General features: G+C 64.6%; 23 protein-coding genes and 1 pseudogene. 11 read left to right on the top strand and 13 right to left on the bottom strand.

The window, feature by feature from the left end; all coding sequences use genetic code 11:
- The coding region (msrA, locus tag CYJ22_RS08225) for a peptide-methionine (S)-S-oxide reductase MsrA (protein ID WP_101602267.1) at window positions 1-538 on the bottom strand (538 nt) is incomplete at its 3' end.
- Window positions 539-637: 99 nt separating this feature from the next.
- Between msrA and CYJ22_RS08220 the strand changes: the two genes are divergently transcribed.
- Window positions 638-2122 (top strand): AI-2E family transporter, encoded by a 1485-nt coding sequence (locus CYJ22_RS08220; protein ID WP_101602266.1) that lies wholly within the window; start codon window positions 638-640, stop codon window positions 2120-2122.
- A gap of 103 nt (window positions 2123-2225) precedes the next feature.
- Here CYJ22_RS08220 and greA read toward each other — a convergent pair whose 3' ends face one another.
- Window positions 2226-2705 carry a transcription elongation factor GreA gene (greA, locus tag CYJ22_RS08215; protein WP_101602265.1) on the bottom strand — a complete coding sequence of 160 codons (480 nt, stop codon included), beginning with the start codon at window positions 2703-2705 and terminating at the stop codon, window positions 2226-2228.
- Between the two features lie 115 nt (window positions 2706-2820).
- Entirely contained in the window at window positions 2821-3504 is a 684-nt protein-coding gene (gene trhA, locus CYJ22_RS08210; protein WP_009054548.1) for a PAQR family membrane homeostasis protein TrhA, read from the bottom strand.
- Window positions 3505-3691: 187 nt separating this feature from the next.
- Here trhA and CYJ22_RS08205 point away from each other — a divergent pair, with 187 nt between their 5' ends.
- Window positions 3692-4453 (top strand): isoprenyl transferase, encoded by a 762-nt coding sequence (locus CYJ22_RS08205; protein WP_101602264.1) that lies wholly within the window; start codon window positions 3692-3694, stop codon window positions 4451-4453.
- A gap of 82 nt (window positions 4454-4535) precedes the next feature.
- Here the strand turns inward: CYJ22_RS08205 and CYJ22_RS08200 are convergent, their stop codons facing one another.
- From CYJ22_RS08200 to xseA, 3 genes are read right to left on the bottom strand one after another with little or no spacing between them, the layout of a single operon-like run.
- On the bottom strand, window positions 4536-5471 hold the full coding sequence (locus CYJ22_RS08200; protein ID WP_101602263.1) for a carbohydrate kinase family protein: 936 nt from the start codon (window positions 5469-5471) through the stop codon (window positions 4536-4538).
- Window positions 5472-5514: 43 nt separating this feature from the next.
- Window positions 5515-5745 carry an exodeoxyribonuclease VII small subunit gene (locus CYJ22_RS08195; RefSeq protein ID WP_009054534.1) on the bottom strand — a complete coding sequence of 77 codons (231 nt, stop codon included), beginning with the start codon at window positions 5743-5745 and terminating at the stop codon, window positions 5515-5517.
- 57 nt (window positions 5746-5802) lie between these two features.
- Window positions 5803-7131 carry an exodeoxyribonuclease VII large subunit gene (gene xseA, locus CYJ22_RS08190; protein ID WP_243390483.1) on the bottom strand — a complete coding sequence of 443 codons (1329 nt, stop codon included), beginning with the start codon at window positions 7129-7131 and terminating at the stop codon, window positions 5803-5805.
- A 129-nt stretch (window positions 7132-7260) separates the two neighbouring features.
- On the opposite strand from xseA, the gene CYJ22_RS08185 reads away from it, so the two are divergent.
- Complete coding sequence (locus CYJ22_RS08185) at window positions 7261-8328, top strand: 4-hydroxy-3-methylbut-2-enyl diphosphate reductase (protein ID WP_101602262.1); 1068 nt, start codon at window positions 7261-7263, stop codon at window positions 8326-8328.
- Between the two features lie 37 nt (window positions 8329-8365).
- Entirely contained in the window at window positions 8366-9448 is a 1083-nt protein-coding gene (ychF, locus tag CYJ22_RS08180; protein WP_009054517.1) for a redox-regulated ATPase YchF, read from the top strand.
- A 116-nt stretch (window positions 9449-9564) separates the two neighbouring features.
- Here ychF and CYJ22_RS08175 read toward each other — a convergent pair whose 3' ends face one another.
- The 5 genes from CYJ22_RS08175 to CYJ22_RS08160 are packed head-to-tail and all read right to left on the bottom strand — an operon-like array spanning window position 9565 to window position 11842.
- Window positions 9565-10212, bottom strand: coding sequence for a hypothetical protein (locus CYJ22_RS08175; protein ID WP_101602261.1), 648 nt, complete (start codon window positions 10210-10212; stop codon window positions 9565-9567).
- A gap of 13 nt (window positions 10213-10225) precedes the next feature.
- Window positions 10226-10774: a DUF6286 domain-containing protein gene (locus CYJ22_RS08170; RefSeq protein ID WP_101602260.1), complete on the bottom strand. Its 549-nt coding sequence runs from the start codon at window positions 10772-10774 to the stop codon at window positions 10226-10228.
- Window positions 10771-11184: a hypothetical protein gene (locus tag CYJ22_RS08165; protein WP_101602295.1), complete on the bottom strand. Its 414-nt coding sequence runs from the start codon at window positions 11182-11184 to the stop codon at window positions 10771-10773. Before CYJ22_RS08165 ends, CYJ22_RS08170 begins: the two co-directional genes overlap by 4 nt.
- A 5-nt stretch (window positions 11185-11189) precedes the next feature.
- The gene (locus tag CYJ22_RS10195) at window positions 11190-11366 is read right to left on the bottom strand and encodes a hypothetical protein (protein ID WP_009057414.1); all 177 of its coding nucleotides are present in this window, start codon (window positions 11364-11366) and stop codon (window positions 11190-11192) included.
- 32 nt (window positions 11367-11398) lie between these two features.
- Entirely contained in the window at window positions 11399-11842 is a 444-nt protein-coding gene (locus CYJ22_RS08160; protein WP_101602259.1) for an Asp23/Gls24 family envelope stress response protein, read from the bottom strand.
- A 439-nt stretch (window positions 11843-12281) separates the two neighbouring features.
- On the opposite strand from CYJ22_RS08160, the gene CYJ22_RS08155 reads away from it, so the two are divergent.
- Both CYJ22_RS08155 and CYJ22_RS08150 read left to right on the top strand, forming a co-directional pair.
- Entirely contained in the window at window positions 12282-13139 is an 858-nt protein-coding gene (locus tag CYJ22_RS08155) for a DUF6318 family protein (protein WP_101602258.1), read from the top strand.
- A 361-nt stretch (window positions 13140-13500) separates the two neighbouring features.
- On the top strand, window positions 13501-14067 hold the full coding sequence (locus CYJ22_RS08150; protein WP_101602257.1) for a hypothetical protein: 567 nt from the start codon (window positions 13501-13503) through the stop codon (window positions 14065-14067).
- 19 nt (window positions 14068-14086) lie between these two features.
- On the opposite strand, the pseudogene CYJ22_RS08145 reads toward CYJ22_RS08150, so the two are convergent.
- Window positions 14087-14958, bottom strand: a pseudogene (locus CYJ22_RS08145) (EamA family transporter).
- A 146-nt stretch (window positions 14959-15104) separates the two neighbouring features.
- Between CYJ22_RS08145 and CYJ22_RS08140 the strand changes: the two are divergent.
- From CYJ22_RS08140 to CYJ22_RS08130, 3 genes are all read left to right on the top strand, one after another.
- Window positions 15105-16193, top strand: coding sequence for a hypothetical protein (locus CYJ22_RS08140; protein WP_101602256.1), 1089 nt, complete (start codon window positions 15105-15107; stop codon window positions 16191-16193).
- Window positions 16194-16342: 149 nt separating this feature from the next.
- Window positions 16343-17335: a hypothetical protein gene (locus CYJ22_RS08135; protein ID WP_101602255.1), complete on the top strand. Its 993-nt coding sequence runs from the start codon at window positions 16343-16345 to the stop codon at window positions 17333-17335.
- Between the two features lie 130 nt (window positions 17336-17465).
- Window positions 17466-18953, top strand: coding sequence for an alpha-amylase (locus CYJ22_RS08130; protein WP_101602254.1), 1488 nt, complete (start codon window positions 17466-17468; stop codon window positions 18951-18953).
- 62 nt (window positions 18954-19015) lie between these two features.
- Here CYJ22_RS08130 and CYJ22_RS08125 read toward each other — a convergent pair whose 3' ends face one another.
- Entirely contained in the window at window positions 19016-19834 is an 819-nt protein-coding gene (locus CYJ22_RS08125; RefSeq protein ID WP_009054521.1) for a YbjN domain-containing protein, read from the bottom strand.
- Window positions 19835-19942: 108 nt separating this feature from the next.
- On the opposite strand from CYJ22_RS08125, the gene CYJ22_RS08120 reads away from it, so the two are divergent.
- Together CYJ22_RS08120 and CYJ22_RS08115 are read left to right on the top strand one after the other, a co-directional pair.
- Window positions 19943-21028, top strand: a complete 1086-nt coding sequence (locus CYJ22_RS08120; protein WP_243390482.1) for an EcsC family protein — start codon at window positions 19943-19945, stop codon at window positions 21026-21028.
- Window positions 21029-21093: 65 nt separating this feature from the next.
- On the top strand, window positions 21094-22170 hold the full coding sequence (locus tag CYJ22_RS08115; protein ID WP_101602253.1) for an EcsC family protein: 1077 nt from the start codon (window positions 21094-21096) through the stop codon (window positions 22168-22170).
- Window positions 22171-22173: the final 3 nt, after the last annotated feature.

Here is a 22173-nt window from a genome sequence, read left to right as displayed (position 1 = left end):
AGTCCTCCGCGTACCAGAAGCGCGCGGTGGAGTCCCCGTCGGGTGCGGCAGAAATGTCGGTCTGGATCGGGCCGAATCCCCGTTCGGTGAGCACCTCCTGGTAGGCCGCTCGCAGAGCCGTCGCGTCGTGCAGTTGGCTCTCAGTGGTCGTCCAGATCGCAGAGCGGTACTGGTCGCCGATGTCGTTGCCCTGGCCGCCCACCTGCGTGGGATCGTGGATCTCAAAGAAGAGCCGAACCAGGTCAGCAGCGCTGGTGAGCGCGGTATCGAAGACGACGCGCACGGTCTCCGCGTGACCCGTCGAATGTGAGCACACCTGCTCGTACGTCGGGTTGGGCGAATGCCCGCCCATGTAGCCCGTCGCCGTGGTGACGACGCCGGGCGTATTCCACAGGGCCTTCTCGACGCCCCAGAAACACCCAGCGGCCAGGTAGATGACCTCCTGGCCTGTCCCGGCCTCGGCCCTCATGTTCGAACCAAGGACCGCGTGCGTTGTGGGATGAACATCCGTCTGCGCGAGCGTGAAGATATTTCTCATATCTGACAGTATGCGCTTCGTGTGCGTACATGGCGCGGTGCGCGGACGGAAATGGGGGAGTGGGCGGGTATGCTTAGGGAAGAATGAAAAGGAGGGACCGTGGCCGATACTCAGGAACAGCCGCGCTGGAAACTATCCGACCTCATGGGCAGGCTTTCTGCGGCGCTGCCCACGAAGCACACTGATGAACCGACGCCCGCACCCGTCATGGTGTCGGTACGCGAGGAGCACGAAGACGAGCGCGATGTCGCCGTGGCCGTCCCGCGCACCCTGCGCGTGGCTGCGGCGTTCTCGTGGCGCACTCTGGTCGTCGCTGGCCTGGTCATGGCGGTGCTGTGGGGCATTGCGCGCCTGACGATCGTCATCATGCCGGTTGCGATTGCGCTGACGGTGACGGTCCTCCTCGAACCCCTCGTGTCATGGATGCGCAGGCGCCTGCACTTCCCTTCGTCTCTGGCTGCGACCGTCGGCCTGCTCGTCTTCTTTGCGGCTGTCGCCGGTGCGCTCAGCCAGGCCGCCGCCGAACTCATCCAGCAGGTCCCGCAGTTGGCCACGCAGGCCGCCGAGGGTTTCCGTGCCCTGCTCGATGCGATCCTGCACAATGAGTTCCTGCAGAACGGCCCCCTCAAGATCGACACGACCGTTCTGACCGCCGCGGCCGAGCAGCTGCGTTCCGAGTTGGTCAGCTGGCTCAACACCAACAAGGAGACGCTGGCGACTGGGGCTCTCAGTATCACCTCGTCAGTGGGCACGCTGGCCACGTCCGGCCTGACGATGCTCTTCTGTCTGTTCTTCTTCCTGAAAGAGGGCCGCTCGATCTGGCTGTGGTGCGTGCGTCTGCTTCCCGCGCCCGCTCGTGTCCCCGTTCATGAGAGCGCAATCCGCGGCTGGGCGACCTTCGGCTCCTATGTCCGTACGCAGATCCAGGTGGCGGCCATCGACGCGATCGGCATCGCGCTGGGAGCCTTCTTCCTGGGCGTACCCCTGGCTATTCCGATCGGCGTCATCACATTCTTCGCCGCGTTCGTGCCGATTCTGGGTGCCCTGACATCGGGTGTCATCGCGGTGCTGGTGGCGGCCGTGAACGGCGGCCTGACGAAGGCCATCATCATGCTGGTGATCATCCTGGTCGTCCAGCAGGTTGAATCCAATATTCTGCAGCCCTTCATGATGTCGAACGCGGTGTCCCTGCACCCCGTCGCCGTCATGCTCGTCATCACCGCGGGTTCCGCGATCGCTGGCATCGCTGGTGCGGTCTTCTCGGTGCCGATTGCGGCGTTCATCAACGCGACCGTCATGTACCTGCATGGCTACGACCCCTTGCCCGAGCTCGCGACCGCGTCGGATCGCCCGGGTGGTCCTCCCGGCGCCCTTGAGGAGGAGATCGCAGCCTCCTACGCCGGTAAGCCCGACACGCGTCCCTACGTGGCTCGTGAGGAGTCGAACGAGGACGAGGTTGTTGCGTCCGTGGATCTTCACGTCGAGGCCCGCGTCGAGTCGGAGGGGGACGCCGACCGGGAGGAAGCATCGGCTGATGAGAAGCAGAAGCCGGGGGAGCCTCCGACACCCGACGAGGAGGCCTAAGGCTTCCTTAGCCGCATACGCAAGAAGCGGGTCCCACCGGTCGGTGGGACCCGCTTCGCGTTGATCGAGGGGCGAGGTCGCGTGGGCCTCGCCGACTGTGGACTCAGCCTTCGAAAGGCTTGGCGTCGAGGATCTCGACGTCGATCATGCGGCCGGTGGGGGCCTCGAAGGAGAGCTTGTCGCCGGCCTTGTGGCCCATGACGGCGGCACCCAGGGGAGCCTGAGCGGAGAAGACCTGAATGCCCAGGTCACCGCCGGCGTCGCGCGAACCCAGCAGGAACTTCTGCTCGCGGCCCGCAACCAGGGCGGTGACGACCATGCCGGGCTCGACGATGCCGTCGTCGGCAGGGGTCTCTCCGACCTGTGCATGCTCCAGCATTTCCTGGAGGGCCTGGATGCGGGTTTCGTTCATGGACTGCTCGTTGCGCGCGGCGTGGTAGCCGCCGTTCTCGCGCAGGTCGCCTTCCTGGCGGGCTGCATCAATGAGGCGCGCGATCTCGACGCGCTTGACCTCGACGCGCTCTTTCAGCTCGTTTGCAAGCAGGTCGTACTGGGCCTGCGTGAGCCACTGTGTGTCAGCCATGGTTCCTCCAATGACGTGTCAGTAATCGAGCGCCGACACACGGGTGCCGGCGCGCATGGTGTTGAGTGTAGCAACATTGCGCCTGGCCATGAGCGCAGCCTAGCCGGGCGGCGCGTCAGGAATTCAGGACCGCCAGGTAGACGGCGACGCAGTGGCAGGCCCACGCGGCGACAGTGAAGGCGTGGAAGATCTCGTGGAAGCCGAACCAGGTGGGGGAGGGGTCGGGCTTCTTGGTGCCGTAGACGACCGCGCCGAGCGTGTACAGGACGCCTCCGGCGACGATCAGCCACACGACGATGGGGCCACCGCCCGCCCACAGCTGGGGTAGGTACCAGACCGCGACCCATCCGAGCGCGACGTAGACGAGGGTAGTCAGCCAGCGTGGTGCGGTGGGCCAGAAGAGGTTAAGGAGGATACCGACAACTGCTCCGCCCCAGACGACTGACAGGAGAACGGTGGCGTCAAAGCGGTCCAGGAGCGCGATTGTGATCGGCGTGTAGGTGCCCGCAATGAGCAGGAAGATGTTGGAGTGGTCGAGGCGCTTCCACATGATTTCCCAGCGCGGGGCCCAGTAGAAGCGGTGGTAGGCGGCCGAGACCCCGAAGAGGATGAGGGAACACGCCAGGTAGACGGCGGATCCGATCTTTGTCGGAGTCGTGGGTGCCAGGCAGACGAGGACGATGGACGCGGCCAGGGACAGCGGGGCGGCGCCCAGGTGCAGCCAGCCGCGCAGCTTGGGCTTGATCTGCACGAGCTGGCCCGAGAACCATTCCTTGGGCGTGAGCGATGCGATCTTCATCTGTTCCCCCTGTCAACCTGTCAACATTTCTTACGAGTCCGTAGGTTACTACGCCGTAACTTGTTGCGATAGGCGTGTTCTCGCACTCCGAGAGTACTTGTGTTTCCCTGCCGTCCTACGGCGCGATACCCTTAATGTCATAAGAGTACGCCGCGCCGCAGGGTGCGACAGTAGCAGGAGGGACATCATGGCCCAGTGGAACATGCTCTACGACATGTATGAGCGTCGCCTCAAAGCCGAGCTGTCTGATGCCGCCGTGCCCGCACACATTGGCGTGATCCTGGATGGTAACCGCCGCTGGGCGAAGTCCCTGGGCGCGACCGCCTCGCAGGGACACCGCGCTGGCGCCGGGAAGATCAGCGAGTTCCTCCAGTGGTCCGACGATGCGGGTGTGTCGATCGTGACGCTGTGGCTCCTGTCCACCGATAATCTCTCGCGCGATGCCGGCGAGCTGGGCGAGCTGCTGCGCATCATCTGCGAGGCCGTTTCCCTCCTGGCGGATCAGGGGCGCTGGAAGCTGGCCGTGGTTGGCGACCTGTCCCTGCTGCCCGAGAAGGTGTCCGATGACCTGCGTGCGTCCGTCGCGCGCACCGCCGACGTGCAGGGAATGACCGTCAATATCGCGGTCGGCTACGGCGGCCGACACGAGATCACCGAGGCCGTGCGCTCCATGATGCGCGAGGCGTCGGCCCAGGGACGTACCCTCGACGAGCTCGCCGACTCCTTCACCGACGCCGACATCACCGCTCACCTGTACACGAAGGACCAGCCCGACCCCGACCTCGTTATCCGAACGTCGGGCGAGCAGCGCCTGTCGGGCTTCATGCTGTGGCAGTCCGTGCACTCCGAGTACTACTTCTGCGAGGTCTACTGGCCGGACTTTCGCCGCGTCGACTTCCTGCGCGCCCTGCGCTCCTACGCGCAGCGCGAGCGTCGCATGGGCAAGTAAGCGCACGTCGAGCGCGCCGACGCGTGCGACGAACGAGGCCGGCCCCGTCGTGGGGACCGGCCTCGTTGTGTGTTTGCGGTGCTTAGGAGAGCTCGTGCGCCCAGGGCGGGTTCGCGCCCTTACGCGAGACGGTCACGTCAGACACGGCGCTCGCGCGGTCGATGATGGCGCGGACCTGCTCCTCGGGCAGGGTGCGCAGTGCCTCGCGTGCGTCGGCACCTCGCAGGCCCATGCCCCACATGGCGTCGATCATGCCGCCCATGAAAGAGTCACCCGCGCCGACCGTGTCGACAACCTTGACGTCGCTCGTGGTCTTCGTGAAGCGCAGGCCCGAGGCTGTGGCGACGTCGCTGCCGTGCTTGCCGCGCGTGACGACCACGAGGGAGGGGCCCATGCCCAGCCAACGATTCACGACCTTGTCGATCGGCACGCCGCCCGTCAACCACTCGATGTCTTCGTCTGAGACCTTGACGACGTCCGCCAGGGCAATAAAACGCTCGAGGGAGACGAGTGCGACCGCGGGTTCGCCCATGATCGAGGGGCGCGCGTTCGGGTCGAAGAAGACGAGCGCGTGCTCGCGACCCTGTGCCAGCGCGTCGAGGACGGCGGAGGCGCCGGGCTCAATGATCGCGGAAATCGAGCCGGCCTCGATGATCTGCGCGGTCTCTGGAACCTCGATCGGGGCAGTCGGGGCCCACTCGAGGTCGAAGGTGTAGGAGGCTGCTCCGTTTTCGTCGAGGCGCGCCAGGGCCGTCGACGTGTGCGAGGCGCCACGCGAGGCCGGGGTGACGTACACGCCCGAATCGTTCATGTGGAAGTCGATGAGGCGGCCGAGCGTATCCGCGCCGAACCAGGTCGCAAGCGCTACCGGACGGCCGAGGCGCCCCAACGTCAGGGCGACGTTCGCGGGGGAGCCGCCCGGGATCTCGAAGGGGAAGTCGGGTTGCTCGTACGTGACGACGACATCGATGAGCGCCTCGCCGATCGCGAGCACGTGGGGCTGAGATTGCACCGTCATGGCGTCTCCTCACCTGCGTGTGAGCGGATCTACAGAATGTACATTAGCGTGCTTCGGGGGAGGGCGTGGAGGTGCGTCCAGAAAGACGCTCCTGGGCTCCATCCAGGATCTGGGAACAGCGCGCCGCCAGGGCCTCGCCGCGCTCCCACATCGTGAGAGTGTCCTCGAGCGGGGCCTGCCCGCCCTCGAGGGTCTGGACGATACGCACGAGCTCGTCGCGCGCCTCCTCGTAGCCGAGGGACTGGGGATCGGGAAGCTGGTCGTTCGTGGTCATGTCTGTATTCCTTTGAGTCTGGGGTTCGTGGGACGAGGCCGGGGAGGGGCCTGCGGGTCAGGCGCCCGTGTCGGGCGCGTCCTCGGGAGGGGCGGGGTTCGTGGCGCCGACGACCTGGGCGACCATGCGGCCCGAGGCCAGGATGCCTTCGATGAGGTCGCCCTTCTTGACCTGGGCCGAGGAGGTGATGAGCGCCCCCGACGGGGTCTTCAGCAGCGCGTAGCCGCGGTCCAGCGTCGCCTGCGGGGACAGGGCCGTCAGGGTCGCGCGTGAACGCGTCAGCTGCTGGCGCTCCGAGGCGAGCCGGCGCTCGATCGCCGATCGCATCGCCGTGACCCGCTGCGTGAGGGCCACGCGGTGCCCCTCGACGATCGCCTCCGGGCCCTGGAGCACCGGGCGCGACGCGATCAGCGTCAGGTTCGAACGCTCCGTCGCCAGGCGCGCGCCCAGCGCCCCGCGCATGCGGGTCAGCGCCTGGGAGATGCCGTCGCGCTCGCGGGCGCGGTCTGGGACGATGCGGCGAGCCGCGTCCGTGGGGGTCGAGGCGCGGTAGTCGGCGACCAGGTCCAGCAGGGGAGAGTCGCCCTCGTGGCCGATCGCGGAGACGATGGGCGTGCGGGCGTCCGCGACGGCGCGCACGAGGCGCTCGTCGGAGAAGGGAAGGAGGTCTTCGACCGCGCCGCCACCGCGCGCGATCACGATGACGTCGACCTCGTCCATGGCGTCCAGTTCGAGGAGAGCGCGGCCCACCTCGGGCACGCAGTGATCGCCCTGCACGGCGACCTCACGGATCTCGAAGCGCGCGCTCGGCCAGCGGTCCGACGCGTTGACGACCACATCGTCCTTCGCCTTCGCGTTGCGGCCACAGATCAGGCCGATCGTGCGCGGCAGGAACGGCAGCGGCTTCTTGCGGGCGTCCGCAAACAGGCCTTCTGCGGCCAGGCGGGCGCGCAGCGCCTCGATCTGGGCCAGCAGGTCGCCCACGCCCTGCAGGTGAATCTCCGCGGCCTGCAGGTTGAGTCGGCCCGAACGCTCCCAGAACACCGGCTTCACGCGCGTCACCACACGCGCGCCCTCGGTCAGGGGCGTGGAATCCATGACGCCCGCCCACGCGGTCACCGTCATCGACGTGTCCGTGTCCAAGTCGCGCAGCGTCAAGAAGTGCATTTTCGCGCCCGGGCGTACCTTGTACTCAACGACTTGGCCCTCCACCCACAGGGGGCTCATGCGGTCCACGTACACCTTGATGTTCTCCGTCAGCCTGCGCAGCGGCCACGGATTATCCCGTGTCGTATCAGCCGCCTTCGCGGCGGGCGGACGAGGCTGGGGCGAGCCGCCCGGAGGTGGCGCAGCAGGGGAAAGAGGCAATGTCACGCCACTCAGCATGCCACAGGAAAGTCCCCTCCGCGCTGCCGCACCGTACGCCTGTGGACAGCCCCGGCCTCGTCGATGAGGAGCGTGTGGGATTGCCACGAGCGCGCGCACGCCCCGGGCCGTGGGCGCTAGGGTGGACGCATGAATGAAAACGTCGACCTGCGAGCCAGCGCCGAATCCCCCCTGCCCTCCTCCCACGGTGAGGGTAGCGGCCGCATTCTCTTGGCGGCTCCCCGCGGATACTGCGCCGGTGTGGACCGCGCCGTCGACGTCGTCGAGAAGGCCCTCGAGCTCTACGGCGCGCCCGTCTACGTGCGCAAGGAGATCGTCCACAACAAGTTCGTTGTCGAGTCGCTGACCAAGCGCGGCGCGATCTTCGTCCAGGAGACCGACGAGGTGCCCGAGGGGGCCCGCGTCGTCTTCTCTGCGCACGGCGTCTCTCCGGCCGTCCACGAGGCTGCCGCCACCCGCCACCTCGCCACGATCGACGCGACTTGCCCGCTTGTGACCAAGGTGCACCGCGAGGCAGTGCGCTTCGCGAAGGAAGACTACGACATCATCCTCGTGGGACATCAGGGCCACGAGGAAGTCGAGGGCACGTTCGGCGAGGCCCCCGATCACATCCAGGTCGTCGGCACCCCCGACGAGGTCGATAACGTCGTCGTGCGCGACCCCTCGCGCGTCGTGTGGATCTCTCAGACCACGCTCTCCGTCGACGAAACCCGCGAGACCGTCGACCGCCTGCGCCAGCGCTTCCCGCAGCTCATCGACCCGCCGTCGGACGACATCTGCTACGCCACCCAGAACCGCCAGGGCGCGGTCAAGCACATCGCGCCCCAGGTCGACGTCATGGTCGTCGTCGGCTCGGCGAACTCCTCGAACTCCGTGCGCCTCGTTGAGGTCGCGCTCGAGGCCGGGGCGGGCGCCGCCTACCGCGTCGACAAGGCCGACGAGCTCGAGGAATCCTGGTTCGAGGGCGCCCGCACCGTGGGCCTCACCTCCGGCGCGTCCGTGCCCGAGATCCTCGTGCGCGAGGTCATCGAATGGCTGCAGGAGCGCGGATTCCCCACCGTCGAGGTGGCCCGCACCGAGACTGAATCCACGACCTTCGCGCTGCCCCGCGACCTGCGCGCCGACCTCAAGAAGGCCGGCATGGCGCCCGCGCGCCCCCACGCGCCCCGCGTCGCCGGGCCAAACCACACGAAGTAGGGCAACACCACCGGGCCTGCTCCGATAGGATGGGGGCGTGTCTCTTACTATCGGTATCGCTGGACTGCCCAACGTCGGCAAGTCCACCCTGTTCAACGCCCTGACCCGCGCGACCGTGCTCGCCGCGAACTACCCCTTCGCGACCATCGAGCCCAACGTCGGCGTCGTCCCCCTGCCCGACCCGCGCCTGAACAAGCTCGCGGAGATCTTCGGCTCCCAGCGCATCCTGCCCGCCACCGTGTCCTTCGTGGACATTGCGGGTATCGTGCGCGGCGCCTCCGAGGGTGAGGGCCTGGGCAACCAGTTCCTCGCCAACATCCGCGAGGCCGACGCGATCTGCCAGGTCACGCGCGCCTTCTCCGACCCCGACGTCGTGCATGTCGACGGCAAGGTGGACCCGGCCTCGGACATCGAGACCATCAAGACCGAGCTGATCCTCGCCGACATGCAGACCGTCGAGAAGCAGATCCCGCGCCTCGAGAAGGAGGTGCGCGGCAAGAAGACCGAGCCGATCGTCCTCGAAACCGCCCGCCAGGCTCTCGAGCTGCTGGAACGCGGCGAGCTGCTGTCCGGCCCCGAGGGGGCCAAGCTGGACCAGGACGCGCTGCGCACCTTCCAGCTCATGACCTCCAAGCCCTTCATCTTCGTGTTCAACATGGACGCCGCCGAGATGGACAACGAGGAGATGAAGGACGAACTGCGCGCCCTCGTCGCGCCTGCCGAAGCCATCTTCCTGGACGCCCAGTTCGAGGCCGAGCTGGTCGAACTGGACGACGAGGACGCCCGCGAGATGCTCGCCGAATCCGGCCAGGACGAGTCCGGCCTGGACAAGCTGGCCCGCGTCGGCTTTGACACCCTCGGCCTGCAGACCTACCTCACCGCCGGTGAGAAGGAAGCGCGAGCCTGGACGATCCACAAGGGCGACACCGCCCCCAAGGCCGCCGGCGTCATCCACACGGACTTCGAGAAGGGCTTCATCAAGGCTGAGGTCGTCTCCTACGATGACCTGGTCGAGGCCGGCTCCATGGCCGCCGCAAAGGCAGCCGGAAAGGTCCGCATGGAAGGCAAGGACTACGTGATGGAAGACGGAGACGTCGTGGAGTTCCGCTTCAACGTCTGATCGTTTCTGAACGAGGCAGTGGCCGGGTCGCGCGAGAGTGTGGCCCGGCTTTGCGAATGTGGGTGCCCTGCCCACAACAAACGTGGGGCAAGGCGACGCCCGCCCTGCCCCACGTCTCATGCGCCTGTTCCCGTTCCTGTGATTGCCGGCGACGGCTGGCCTGTGACGGCCTTCGATGTTGACGTCGAACTCACTGAGCGCGCCAGGCGTACGAGAACGTCGAGCTGCTTGGGAGGCGTTCCCAGAGACGTAGCCACGTCCTCGTTCAATAGCTTCCGGAGCTCGGTCACGATCCACTCGACCTCGCAGTCTGGTGCGACGCTCGTGTCCGTCTGAACCCAGAGCTTGCTCGGAGAACCGGTAACGAAGACGGTACAGCGCTCGACACCGGGAAGGTCCTGAACGCGCTCGGAGAGGGCTTGCGACAGGACATCGGGGGAGAGAGTAGCCAGCAGATCGCCATCGGAGCCGCTGAGCCTGAGCGGAGAATTCGCAGGCCTGCGTGGCACCTGCATGAGAAGCAGGAACAAGCCGACCATGAAGGTGATGACAGACATCAGAACGCCGAGCGGTAGAAGCCAGTGGGCCCGGGGTGAGAGTAATGCTCCGATCTCGTCCTGCGCCGCTGCAAGGTAAGCAGCGATGCTGGGTACCGAGTGGCCGATGTCGAGGCTGGACGCGAGGAACCAAGCGGACGCGCAGACGATAAGCAGTCCGAAGAACGCCAGGAGAACCCTGTTGAGAGCGGCAGAAACTGAACGCATAATCGGCTTTCTTTCAGCTCACACGCTTGGTGCGGATGCGGCTATGGGTGATGCCCTCGGGGTTGAAAATCTCCAGGGCCTCGTCGGTCTTCTTGGACGCGGCTTCGCGCACGGCGTCTAAGTCATCCGCGTCGCTGAAGACGACAACCTCGACTCGTGACCTGCGCACCGTGGCGGAAGCGGACCGAATCGTGGCGAGCTGTTCGACGTGCCTCTTCACGAGGATCGCCAGGTCAGAACGGTGAAGTGCTGTCTGCCCGGGGATATCGTCGGGAAGAAAAGCGACGTGCTTGGGGTGGCCAGGCCACAGTGCTGCGACAAGCATCAACAGGCCGCATACGGCTGCGATTCCGGCAGCAATAAGTGCTGCGATGGAGCTGAAGGACACCGTGCCGACCGCGTCGAGCGTGGCGACGGCGCGCTGCGGCCAGGCCCCAGTGAGAAGGCGGTATCCCGTCAGCCATGTGCTGAGTCCTCCGACGATGAGGAGCAGCAATGCTAAGACGGTGGCAGATGAGCTCCGGGTCGGGCGATAAACGAGTGCCGGTACGGGTACTCTCATCTCAGGCTCCTCCTGACATGATTGCTTGGGTTGAGCCACGAAATGTCGATGGACATCTTGGCGACGCGTACCCCACACAGCTTTTCGACGCGACCGCTCACGTGCGCGCGCAGGTCCTCGATAGTGGAGGACAAGGGGGTGGGGAAGACGAGGCCGAGGTCCAGATGGAGGATCGCGCGCTGCCCATAGAGTTGGCATGTGGCCTCGGGCCGAGACCCGAAGTTTCGGCGGGAGCCAATCCCGAGGACTCCACCTGCGTTCGAGCCGACGGCGGCAAATTCAAACGCGGCTTGAGCGGCGATTCGGGCGACGACATTGGCCGGAATAGTCGTGGTGCCGCGCTGCGTCAAGGAGGATTCCTTCTCGCGCGACGGCTTCGACTGCGTGACTGCGGAGTCAGGCGCGGCCACGCTCGTCACCTCTTTCGCCAATCGAGGATACGTTGGACATCGACCCGGCCCTCCAGATAGAGGCCCACTACCCATCCGACGACGCCGCACAGGGCAACGAGGACGAAGCTGGCGAAGGAACCGAACGCGAGAACGGCTCCCATGAACAGGCCCACCAGGAGAGCCAGGTGCGTTGTCTTCATGAGAATTCCTCAGATCCAGGCGTCGAGGTCGACTACTTCAGATCGGTTGAGTCGGAGGTGTTTGTTTCCTCCTCGGGCAGGTGGACGTCGGTGACGTCGATGTTGACCTCGACGACCTCCAGGCCGGTGGTTCCTTCGATCTGGTCGATGATGTTGCTGCGAATGTCGTTGCAGACGTTGATGATGGAGTAGCCGTACTCGACGACGACAGTGACATCAATGGCGGTCTGGGTTTCGCCCTTGTGTACGGTGATGCCGCCGGTGACGTTGGTCTGGGTGGTGGTGATGCGGTCAGTTACGGCGCTGAAGGCGCGGCGCACGGCGTTGCCCATGCCGTACACGCCGGGCACCTGGCGGGCGGCCATGCCGGCGATCTTAGCGACGACGTTTTCCTCGATGGTGGTCGTGCCGTGGTCGGTCTGGAGGGGACCCTCGGGGGTCTTTTCCTGGTCAACGTTCTCGTTGTTGTCGCTCATGTGAGCCTCTTTCATTGAAACGAAGGTGGGGGGCCGCTGGGTGATGCGCGGCTCAAGCAACAGGTCAGTGACGTGTCATCGTAGACACCGCGACCGGTCTGTGTGCCTCACCGGTCGCCCTGGTATCGCTCCCCGCGACCATTCTTCCGTGGTTTGTCGGATCCTGTTGATTGAAAAACGCTGTGACCTTGTTAAGTGAGGTGTGTCACCGGCGGGTGGTAAATAGTGATTACGAGGTCACGAGAATATTCGTCACGACGAGGCCGGGGCTCAGGTCTGCACATTCGTGCGGTTACGGGAATGTGGGTGGGAGGATTTGCGTGATGGTTGCGCAGCATTCTTAGTGTTTCGTGTCGGTTCTGCGCGTACCCTGACAGGGAAGGGTCCGCCCCCAACGGCGGGGGCGGACCACCACTCATCTCACCGTGGAGGGCACACCATGGAGAACTCACCCCTGTCCGATGGATCTGTTGCTGAGGAAGAAAACACCTCCTCCCTCGGCTCAACGTCGTGCCACACGCTCGACCGTGAGCTGCCCGCCAGCCGCACACACTCCCGGGGCGCGGGTACCCGCGTTGGTTCCTGGATGCGTGTTGGTGCTGTTGATTGGGGTATCCGCATCGCCGTTGTGGGGCTGGTGATTGGCGGTTTCTTCGCCGTCTATGTCAACGGTGTCGCCGGAGGCTGGTGGCATGCCTGGGGTGAGACACCCACCGTCGCGGCCACAGGCCCCACAGTGCAGCCCACGCCCGCCCCCACAGTGTCGAGCGAACCCGCCATGTCTGGCGGCTACGAGATCGGACCCGACGGCGTGCTCGTGCGCCCCGCCGAGTTCGCGGCAGACACCTACACCAAACCGGAGCTCCCAGAGGCGGCTAAGGAAAACACAGAACGAGGAGCAGAGGCCGCTGCAGAACACTACCTGGCTGTTGCGACTTACTCCTGGAATACGGGAGATACCGCTGCTCTTGCGGCACTCTCGGATGATATGAGTGGGTTCGCTCACTCGTTGATGAACAAGATTAACAATGATTATTCCAATGGCTGGGTCTATGGAAAGTCACTCACTGTCGATCATGTTCTTCTCCTGGAACCCGTGCCTGCCAACGGTTCCGATGTCCCGCCTAACACAATTGGCGTCAAGGTTAGCGTTACTGCTGTTGATGGAACGAAGTGCTCCGGCACGCGAATCGCAGTACGTAATGAGGAATACCAATCCACGATTTCCCTGTTTATGACATGGCAAGAGAACCGCTGGGTTGAAACGCAGGGAAGGGCAGAAGCCGATGAGCTCTAGACGTATTGGTCGCCGTTCAATACCCGTGTTTCTTGTAGCTATCTGTGTTGTTTGGAGCCAGGTGTCTGCTGCAGCGGCAAATGACTGGGATGAGACTTCCCATGACTGGGACCAGATGGTAGAAGCAGATGGGAATGACGGTATAAAAGTAAGCGCTGACGAAAAATGGGGACATCAGGCTGCTCCTGCAGAAGCTCCCCCTGCATCTCAATTTAACAATGTGGATGACACGATTCGTCTATCGAATTCCGCCGTGGTGAGTCCTGAGGCGGTGACGTCCATGGCGGGTTTGAATTGTGATGGCCAAGGACACACGGCCGTTGAGGCAGATGGCAGCACTGCACTGTATTCGTGTCGTCCTATGTTCCCCAAGAGCGGCGACGCTGGATGGACACCGACAACGCGCGAGATTCTGTACTACGCGGCCACGACCATTCACGCCGATGGTGCTGGCCTGCACAAGCGCCCCGCCGATGTGTCCTACACGAACAAGCACATCCCCACGCTCGTGGCCGCCACCCACCCCACGCAGACCCACGTCATCAACCTGCTGGGCCACGACATCACCATCACCCTCAGGGCCACGTCCTACACGTGGAGCTGGGGAGACGACACTCCAGACCTGACCACGACCTCGCCGGGTGTGCCCTGGCACAAAGGCATGAAGCCCAACACCGACCCCACCCTCATCCGCCACTACTACACACCACCAAACGGATGGCGATCCAGGTTCGATGGCCCCTACCCCAACGCCACGCGCACCATCACACTGACCACCACCTGGGCAGGAACGGCAACCAACCCCTTCACCGGAGAGACCCAAACCATCAACGGCCTCGTCACAACAAAAGAAACAACGGGCCCATTCCGCCTCAACCACCTCCTCATCAGCAACACCGACACCTGGGAAGAAAGCCAAGGACACTAAACGTGGCCCGCACAAACACCTATGCGACCACCATGGCCGCCGTCCCCGCGCACATGAGGGCCAAGCCGAGCAGGTAGCGCGGTGTGAAACGCTCGTGAAACGCCACGGCCGACACGGCGACGGTCACGAGGATCGACAGCGTATCGATGGGCACCACGACCGAGGCGGGACCATCCTTCAGCGCGTGATAGTACGCCAGCCACGACGCGCACGTCGCAGCGCCCGACGCGACGATAAACGCCAGCTCGCGGCCAGGAATCGACCGCACCTCGCCCAGGCGACCCTGCACGCCCACGATCACCCACGCCATCGCCAGCACCACCAGCGTGCGCACCGCCGTCCCCAGCGTCGGATCCACACCCGAAATGCCGACCTTCCCGAGGATCGACGTCAGCGCCGCAAACAGAGCGGACGCAAGCGCGAACGCCAGCCAGCTCCCGCCTCCGCGCAGCGCTCGAGGAAGACCCGCTAACTCAGAGGGTTCCACCATCAGGAGCGTCCCCGCCGTGATCGCGACAATCCCGGCCGCACCCCCACGCTCACCGGCTCGCCCAGCAGAATGAGCGCGAGGATGATCGCCAGGACCGTCGACAGCTTGTCGATCGGCGCCACGCGGGACACGTCCCCTCGAGACAGCGCCGCGAAGTAGCACAGCCACGAGGCCCCCGTCGCCAACCCGGACAACACCAGGAACAGCGCAGAAGTCCCGTCGATAGACGCGGTGCCGGAAGCCGTTCCCGTCAGCGCGGCCATACCCCACGCCCCCGCGGCCACGACAACCGTGCGCAGCGCCGTCGCAACCGTCGAACTCGTCGATGCGACGCCCGCCTTCGCCAGGACGGCGGTCAACCCCGCGAACAGGGCTGACAGAGCGGCGGTGAGGATCCACATGCGACCAGAGTATGTCCGTTCCGCACCTCCTCGCACCCGAGCAAAATGACGGTGTGTCATGAGCGCCATCACGAAGGACAACTAGGCTATAGTTGTCGCGTATCCAGACCTCGTGGTGAGGCGACAACGCTGTGTAAAGGAACAAGATGAGCGACAACCTCGACGAACTCGGCGTCAACGGGGAACTCGAAGAAGATGGTCGAGAATTCGTCTTCGACACGAGTGGTGAATCTGAGTCGACACACGAAACGGCAGAAGGTGTCGAAGATCTGAAAGAGAAGATCACAGAACAGAATGTGGACGCCGAAAAATACGCGATCGAGTTCCTCAAGAAGGTTGTGCGCATCCGCGGCGTACGCATCACCCGCGACGAGTTCCTCCGTCAGGAGCTGCGCAAACTCCACATGAGTGACGACGCGATCGCGCGCGCCGTCGACTCGAACCCTGTGCTCGCTGGCGTCTCCCTGACTGATCTCGACAAGCTCGCCGACGGCATCATCTCCTTCGAGACAAACAAGTCAGCGGCGATGTCCTTCGCGGCTGGTATCCCCGGCGGCCTCCTGATGGCGGGCACGATCCCAGCTGATTTGATGCAGTACTACGTGCATGCGTTGAGAATCATGCAGAAGCTCGCCTACCTCTACGGGTGGAGGGATCTTCTCAGCGATATGGACGAGGTTGATGACGAGACGATTGGTCTCCTTGCTCTGTTCTTTGGAGTCATGCTCGGAGTGGGCGGCGCGGCCCAGTCGCTGACGACGTTTGCGCGTTCGGTTGCCATGCCTGCATTCCAGAAGCAGTTTGCAAAGCAGGCTCTCACGAAGACCTCGTGGTATCCGGTCATGAAACAAACCCTGAAGTACATCGGGATCAAGGTAACCAAGGATGGGGTCGCTTCGGGTGCCTCCAAGGTTATCCCCCTGGTCGGTGGCTTCCTGTCAGGTGGCATGACCTTCGTGTCGCTCCAGTCCCAGTCCCACCGCCTCAAGAATCACCTGCGTGAGCTGCCGGCTCCCGGAGTGGATGCCGAAGTCTGGAAGCAGGCTGTCAGCGACGCGACTCCCGACGATCAGGAGTCGGGCGTGCTGGACAACGCCCAGCAGGTGTTCGAGAGCACGACCAAGGCCGTCGCGAGTGGCGCAAAGACTGCGGCTACCGGCATCGCCGATGGTGCGATGACCGCGGCCTCCGGCATTGCGGATGGTGTCAAGGGCATCTTCGGCCGGCGCAAGTAACGGTCGTCGGTCACGAGGCCGGGGCGGGGGATGCGTGACAGCGTGGCCTAGCCCCGGCCTCGTCAATCCCGGGCTGAGGGGAGCAGGAACCCGCTAAAGTGGGGATCACCCGCGCGCTGTCAGCGCGTCGTCAGACGAGGAGGAATCCGATGCCCGACACGACGAACGGCCGTGCCCGACATGGCGAAGCGATCGGCGATGCTTCGGGGCAGCAACCCGAGGTGGAACAGCGAGCGCTCGACTTCCTGGCGAAGGTCGTGCGCGTGCCCGGCGTGCGCGTCAACCGCGATGAGTTCCTGCGTCAGGAACTGCGCAAACTCCGCATGGATGAGGACGCAATTGCGCGCGCGATCGACTCGAATCCGCTGCTCGCCGGAGTTGCCCTGACCGAGATCGACAGGCTCGCCGAGGACGCAATCTCCTACGAGACGAACAAGTCGGCGGCCATCTCCTTCGTCGCGGGTATCCCCGGTGGATTTGCGATGCTCGGAACGATCCCCGCGGACCTGATGCAGTATTACGCGCACGCCCTGAGGATCATGCAAAAGCTCGCCTACCTGTACGGCTGGGGCGAGCTCCTCCCGAACGACCGTGATGCCGACGACGACACAATCGGCGTGCTCGCCGTGTTTTTCGGCGTCATGCTGGGAGTCGGCGGTGCCGCCCAGTCCCTGACGGCGTTCACGCGCGTTGCCGCGAAGACCGCCTACCAGAACCACGCGACCAAACGCGCCCTCATGAGCATCACCTGGTATCCGGTCGTCAAGCACAGCCTGCGTCTCATCGGCATCAACATCACGAAGAGCACCGCCGCCAAGGGATTCTCGAAGATCGTCCCCGTCATCGGAGGATTCGTGTCGAGCGGCCTGACTTTCATGGCGCTCCAGTCCCAATCCGCTCTCCTCAAGGGGCACCTGCGCGAGATCCCGCCTCCCGGCGTCGATGCCGACGAGTGGGATCGGCATCGCCTCGGCGCGACCAGGCAGGGACAGACACCTGAGACAGGGACGACTATCAAGAAGGGCCTGCGCGGCAAAGCGAAGGTCGTGATGGTCGGCGCAAAGAGCGCGGCCTCGGGCATCGCCGACGGCGCCTCCAGCCTCTCCGGGGGCCTGAAGGGGCGTCTCGGGCGCCGCAAGTAACGACATCACCGACGAGGCCCGGGCCGGGATCGCGCGCATCAGCGGTACCCAGCCCCGGCCTCGTTACCGTGTATACCCCGCCACTGTTTGCCCTCCTCACGCGCCCGGGGGAGGGAAAACCTGCCACGATATGCGGGTGAGTGAGACGACTGAAACGGCCCTGGCCTCGTCCCTGACGGAGGCGGGTCCCCTGATCCTGCAGGCCTTCGCCTGGGACATGGTCCCGGACGCCAGCCACTGGCGCTACCTCGCCGAGCATGCCCAAGAGATCGTGGACCTGGGCGTCACCATCATCTGGCTGCCGCCCGCCTACAAGGGCCACGCGGGTATCAACGACGTCGGCTACGGCGTCTACGACCTCTACGACCTGGGCGAGTTCGACCAGAGGGGCTCCGTGCCCACGAAGTACGGGACGAAGGACGAGTACCTGGCAGCCATCGAGGCTCTGCACGAGGCGGGAATCGCCGTGTGCGCCGACATCGTCCTCAACCACCGCATGGGCGCCGACGCGTCTGAGACCGTGCGAGCCACTCCGATCAATCCCCATAACCGTCATGAGGCGATCGGGGAGCCCGAGACGATCGAGGCGTGGACGCGCTTCACGTTCCCGGGGCGCGCGGGCGTGTACTCGGACTTCACGTGGGACTGGACGTGCTTCCATGGCATCGACTGGGACGAGGCCACGAAGCGCAGCGGCCTGTGGCTCTTCGACGGTAAGCAGTGGAACGAGTCCGTCGACACCGAGTTCGGCAACTTCGACTACCTGATGGGCTGCGACGTGCACGTCACCGACCCCCGCGTCAGCGAGGAGCTGGACCGCTGGGGCAAGTGGTACGTCGAGACGACCGGAGTGGATGGTCTGCGCCTGGACGCCGTCAAGCACGTGGGCTCCGACTTCTACGCCCGCTGGCTCGAAGACCTGCGTGCCTCGACGGGGCGCCGCCTGCCCGCCGTCGGCGAGTACTGGAGCGGCGACGTGCGTGAACTCGAGGACTACCTGGCGCGAGTCTCCAACGTCATGCTCTTCGACGTCCCCCTGCACTACCACCTCCACCAGGCTTCGGTTTCGGACGGCAACGTGGATCTTGCTCGCCTGTGGGAGAACACGCTGACGGCCTCCCGCCCCGACAAGTCCGTCACCTTCGTCGAAAATCACGACACGCAGCCAGGACAGTCCCTGGCCTCCACGGTCGCCCCCTGGTTCAAGGCGGCTGCCTACGCCCTCATCCTCTTCAACGAGGCCGGGGTTCCCTGCGTGTTCTGGGGTGACCTCCTGGGTTCCCCCGAGTCTGACGACCTGCCTGCCGTGCGCGAGCTGCCGATCCTCATGGGGATCCGGTCCCGAGCGGCTGTCGGCCCGCAGCACAACGCCTTCGACGATCCCGACGTGGTCGGCTTCGCCCGCGAAGGCAAGGACGAGATCCCCGGCTCCGGCTGCGCCGTCATCCTCTCCGACCGAATGGGCGCCGAGAAAACCCTCTACGTGGGCCAGCGTCACGCGGGCCAGGAATGGGAGTGCGTTATCGGCGGCCACCCGTCCGTGCGCGTCGCGGACGACGGAACGCTCACCGGTGTGGTCAGCGACGGCGGCCTCAGCGTCTACGTGCCGCGCGCCTGAGCGCATAACAAGCCCCGGCCTCGTCCATGGTGACGAGGCCGGGGAACGTTGAAGTACGTGCCCTACTCCTGGGTGCCGCCCAGGGCGGGGATGCGTTCGATCTGATCCTTGAAGAAGGCCTCAGCCGAGGCGACGAAACGCTCGATGCTGGTCGAGACCTGCGCGTCCGTCAGGCCGTAACGGGCAGTCACGAACTGCTCGGCGCACAAGCGCTGACGGCCGTCGTCCAACGACGCCACGTAGACCTTCGGCCACGTGGTGGCTCCGTTCCAGTCATTGCACGCCTGGATGAGGCGCTGGCGCAGCTCCATCGACACGTCCTCCGGGATCGCGGCCCACATGCTCAGGTCCGTACCCTCATTCGCGATCGAGAAGATGAAGTAGCCGCGACCGATGCCCATGTGCAGGCTCTGGTCTTCCACCCTGTAGTTAAAGTCGTTGCGATCGAAGTAATCGATGAGTCTTTGCACCTCGAGGGGGCGCACGACCGTGCGGCGCTGAATGGCAGCCTTGCACTCGGCGATGATTTCCGGCGCGTCCTCGTTAGACGGATCCATGGCGAGGCACTGCTCCAGGTACGTCAGGGCGCTCTCCTCCTGGTCCTGCCAGTACAGGGCCGTGCCGATGCGGTAGTACCAGCGTGGATCCGCCATGCCTTCAGCCTCGACACTGCGCAGTAGTTCGATGGCGTGCTTAATGTGATCGCGGAAAGAATCCATATAGGGCTGCGCGTAGTTGATGTAGGCGCGCGCCAGCAGGCTCGTCAGCTCGTAGTCCATCGCCGAGGGAGGCTGCCCCTCGATGAGCGCGATGATCTTTTGGTGTTCCTTCTCCTCGTGCAAGAGATTAATCTGGTCGATAAGCGACGAGCGAGAATCCACGGAATCTCCTCCAAACGATGCCGAATGTGACTGCCAGGTCACAAGCATAACAGGGTAGGTGCAGGCGCCGAGGCTCCTAAAGGAACGCTCACTGTGTAGGCTGACAGGATGGACCAGATCGGTATGAACGAGCACCGCATGAACGATGACCTGCGTGCGCGCATGAGTGAGGCCGACGCAGCCCAGTGGGACGAGATCCAACGATGGAAGGCCGCTCAGCTCAGCTATAAGCGTCCCCACGCCATCACCGAGAAGATGAAGTCCGCCGCACTGGTGCCCGTGAGCAAAGCAGTCTCCATCGCGCGCAAAGTCCCCGGCGGTGAAGCGCTGACCCGGACCGTGTCCTCCGCCGCCCTCGGGCTCGTTGAATTGGCGGCTTCCGCCTCCGAGGCATCGGTGAGGCGCAAGCGCATCCTCAAGGCCTACCGCGCCGCCGGGCACGACGTGAATACGCTGCAGGATATCCGCGCGCTGCCCCTGGATCAGGTGCTCGCGGTGAAACCGCGCCTGATTCTCGCATATTCGGGCACGGCAGCCGCTGAGGGAGCCGTCAGCGGTGTCTTTGCTTCCGGTGGATCCGTCGCCGCCGTTCTCGGTATGGGCGTGGCATCGGCGCCGGGCGTGGGGGTCACGGCCTCGGCAATGGCCGTCGATGTGACGACCTTCCTCGCCGCGGCCACGCGCCTCGTCGCCCACACGGCCGCCTATTACGGCTACGACTCAGAGGACCCCACCGAGCGACTCTTCTCCACGATGGTTCTCTCCCAAGCGATCGATCCCGCCGGAGCGGGGCGCGATTTCATCGTTGAAAAGCAGGCGACCATGCTCGCTTTCAACAAGGTGATGCAGGATCTGGCTCGTCAGGGATCCGTCGAAATGCTGGGAGGAAGCGCTATCGTCAGCGCCATGAAATCGCTGTTTTCGGCGATGGGTGTTCGCCTGGCCACCCGCAAGCTCGCGCAGATCGTCCCTGTCGCCGGAATCGTGGTGAGCGCAGGCCTGAACGCCGCGCTCATGCGCACCATCGGGGAAACGGCCGACCATCTGTACCGGGAGCGTTTCCTGGCGGAGCGCTACGGCCACGTTCATGCGAGCGGCGCGTCGACGGACCTCGTACCGTCGACCGGGTCTCAGGAGCTGAGCATCGACGTCGCGCGTTACGTCGAACTCGCTGAGGGCGAGAGCCGCCCGTAGGAGAGCGGCCGTCCCGCTCGCTCGAGGCTGTGGGCCGCTTTATCTCGGTCGGGTAGGCTTGAGGTATGACGGATCAGCCGGAGGAAGACCACAGCACGCGCGACGATATTCGTCAGCGCATGACCGACGACGATCGCGCGCAGTGGGATGTAATCCAGGAATGGAAGGCCGCCCAGGTCAACCCGCGCAGCCCTCGAGTTATCACACAGCGCATCCGCTCGTACGTGCTCACCCCTGTGAAAAAAGTGGTTGGCCTCGTGGGCAAAATCCCCGGCGGGGCTGCGATTGCAGGCTGGATCTCATCGGCTGTCCTGGGGCTTGTCGAGAAGGCGACATTAGCCGCCGAATCCTCGGTTCGACGCGAACGAATTGTGAAGGCGCATCGCAGGGCCGGTAACGACGTGGAGTGTCTTGAGGACATCCGAAACCTGAACCTGGCAGAGATCCAATTGGTCAGGCCCCACCTGAAGGTTGGATATGCCGCCGTTACCGCGACGGAAGGAGCGGTGAGCAGCGTATTCGCGACGGGAGGGGCGGTCGCGGCCATCCTCGGTCTAGGCATCGCTTCGGCACCCGGTATCGGCGTGATTGCAGCGGCGATCGGGCTTGATATCGCGACGTTCCTGATCTCCTCTGCGCGCCTTGTGTCACACACGGCTGCGTACTACGGGTATGACACGAGGGAACCGACGGAAAAGCTCTTCTCCGCGATGGTTTTATCCCAGGCGATCGCCCCGCGAAGCTCGGCTGATGACCATGCCGTCGAGAAGGAGACCTCGATGCGTATATTCAACAAGGTGGTGCGCAAGCTCACCAAACGCGGATCGATGGAGAGCGTCGGGAACAACGCGCTGACCGCGTCTGTGAACTCCTTATTCGCGGCCCTCGGAGCTCGTCTCGTCGGCATGAAGATGGCGCAGATCCTGCCGCTTATCGGCATCATCGTCGGCATGGTCCTCAACGCGTCCCTCATCCGTACCATCGGTGTGACCGCCGACCACCTCTACCGTGAACGTCTTCTGATCGAGCGATACGGACAGGACGACTCCGCGCCCGATCATGAAGAAGCAGACGATGAAGATGATCTGGATACGGAAGTCGCGCGCTACATCGAGCTCGCCAAGGCGGAAAAGCGTCGCTAGCGC

Origin of the sequence: Schaalia odontolytica, assembly GCF_002847525.1 — a bacterium.
Classification (GTDB): Bacteria; Actinomycetota; Actinomycetes; order Actinomycetales; family Actinomycetaceae; genus Pauljensenia; species Pauljensenia odontolytica_B.
This window is presented reverse-complemented; position numbering and strand designations above follow the sequence as displayed.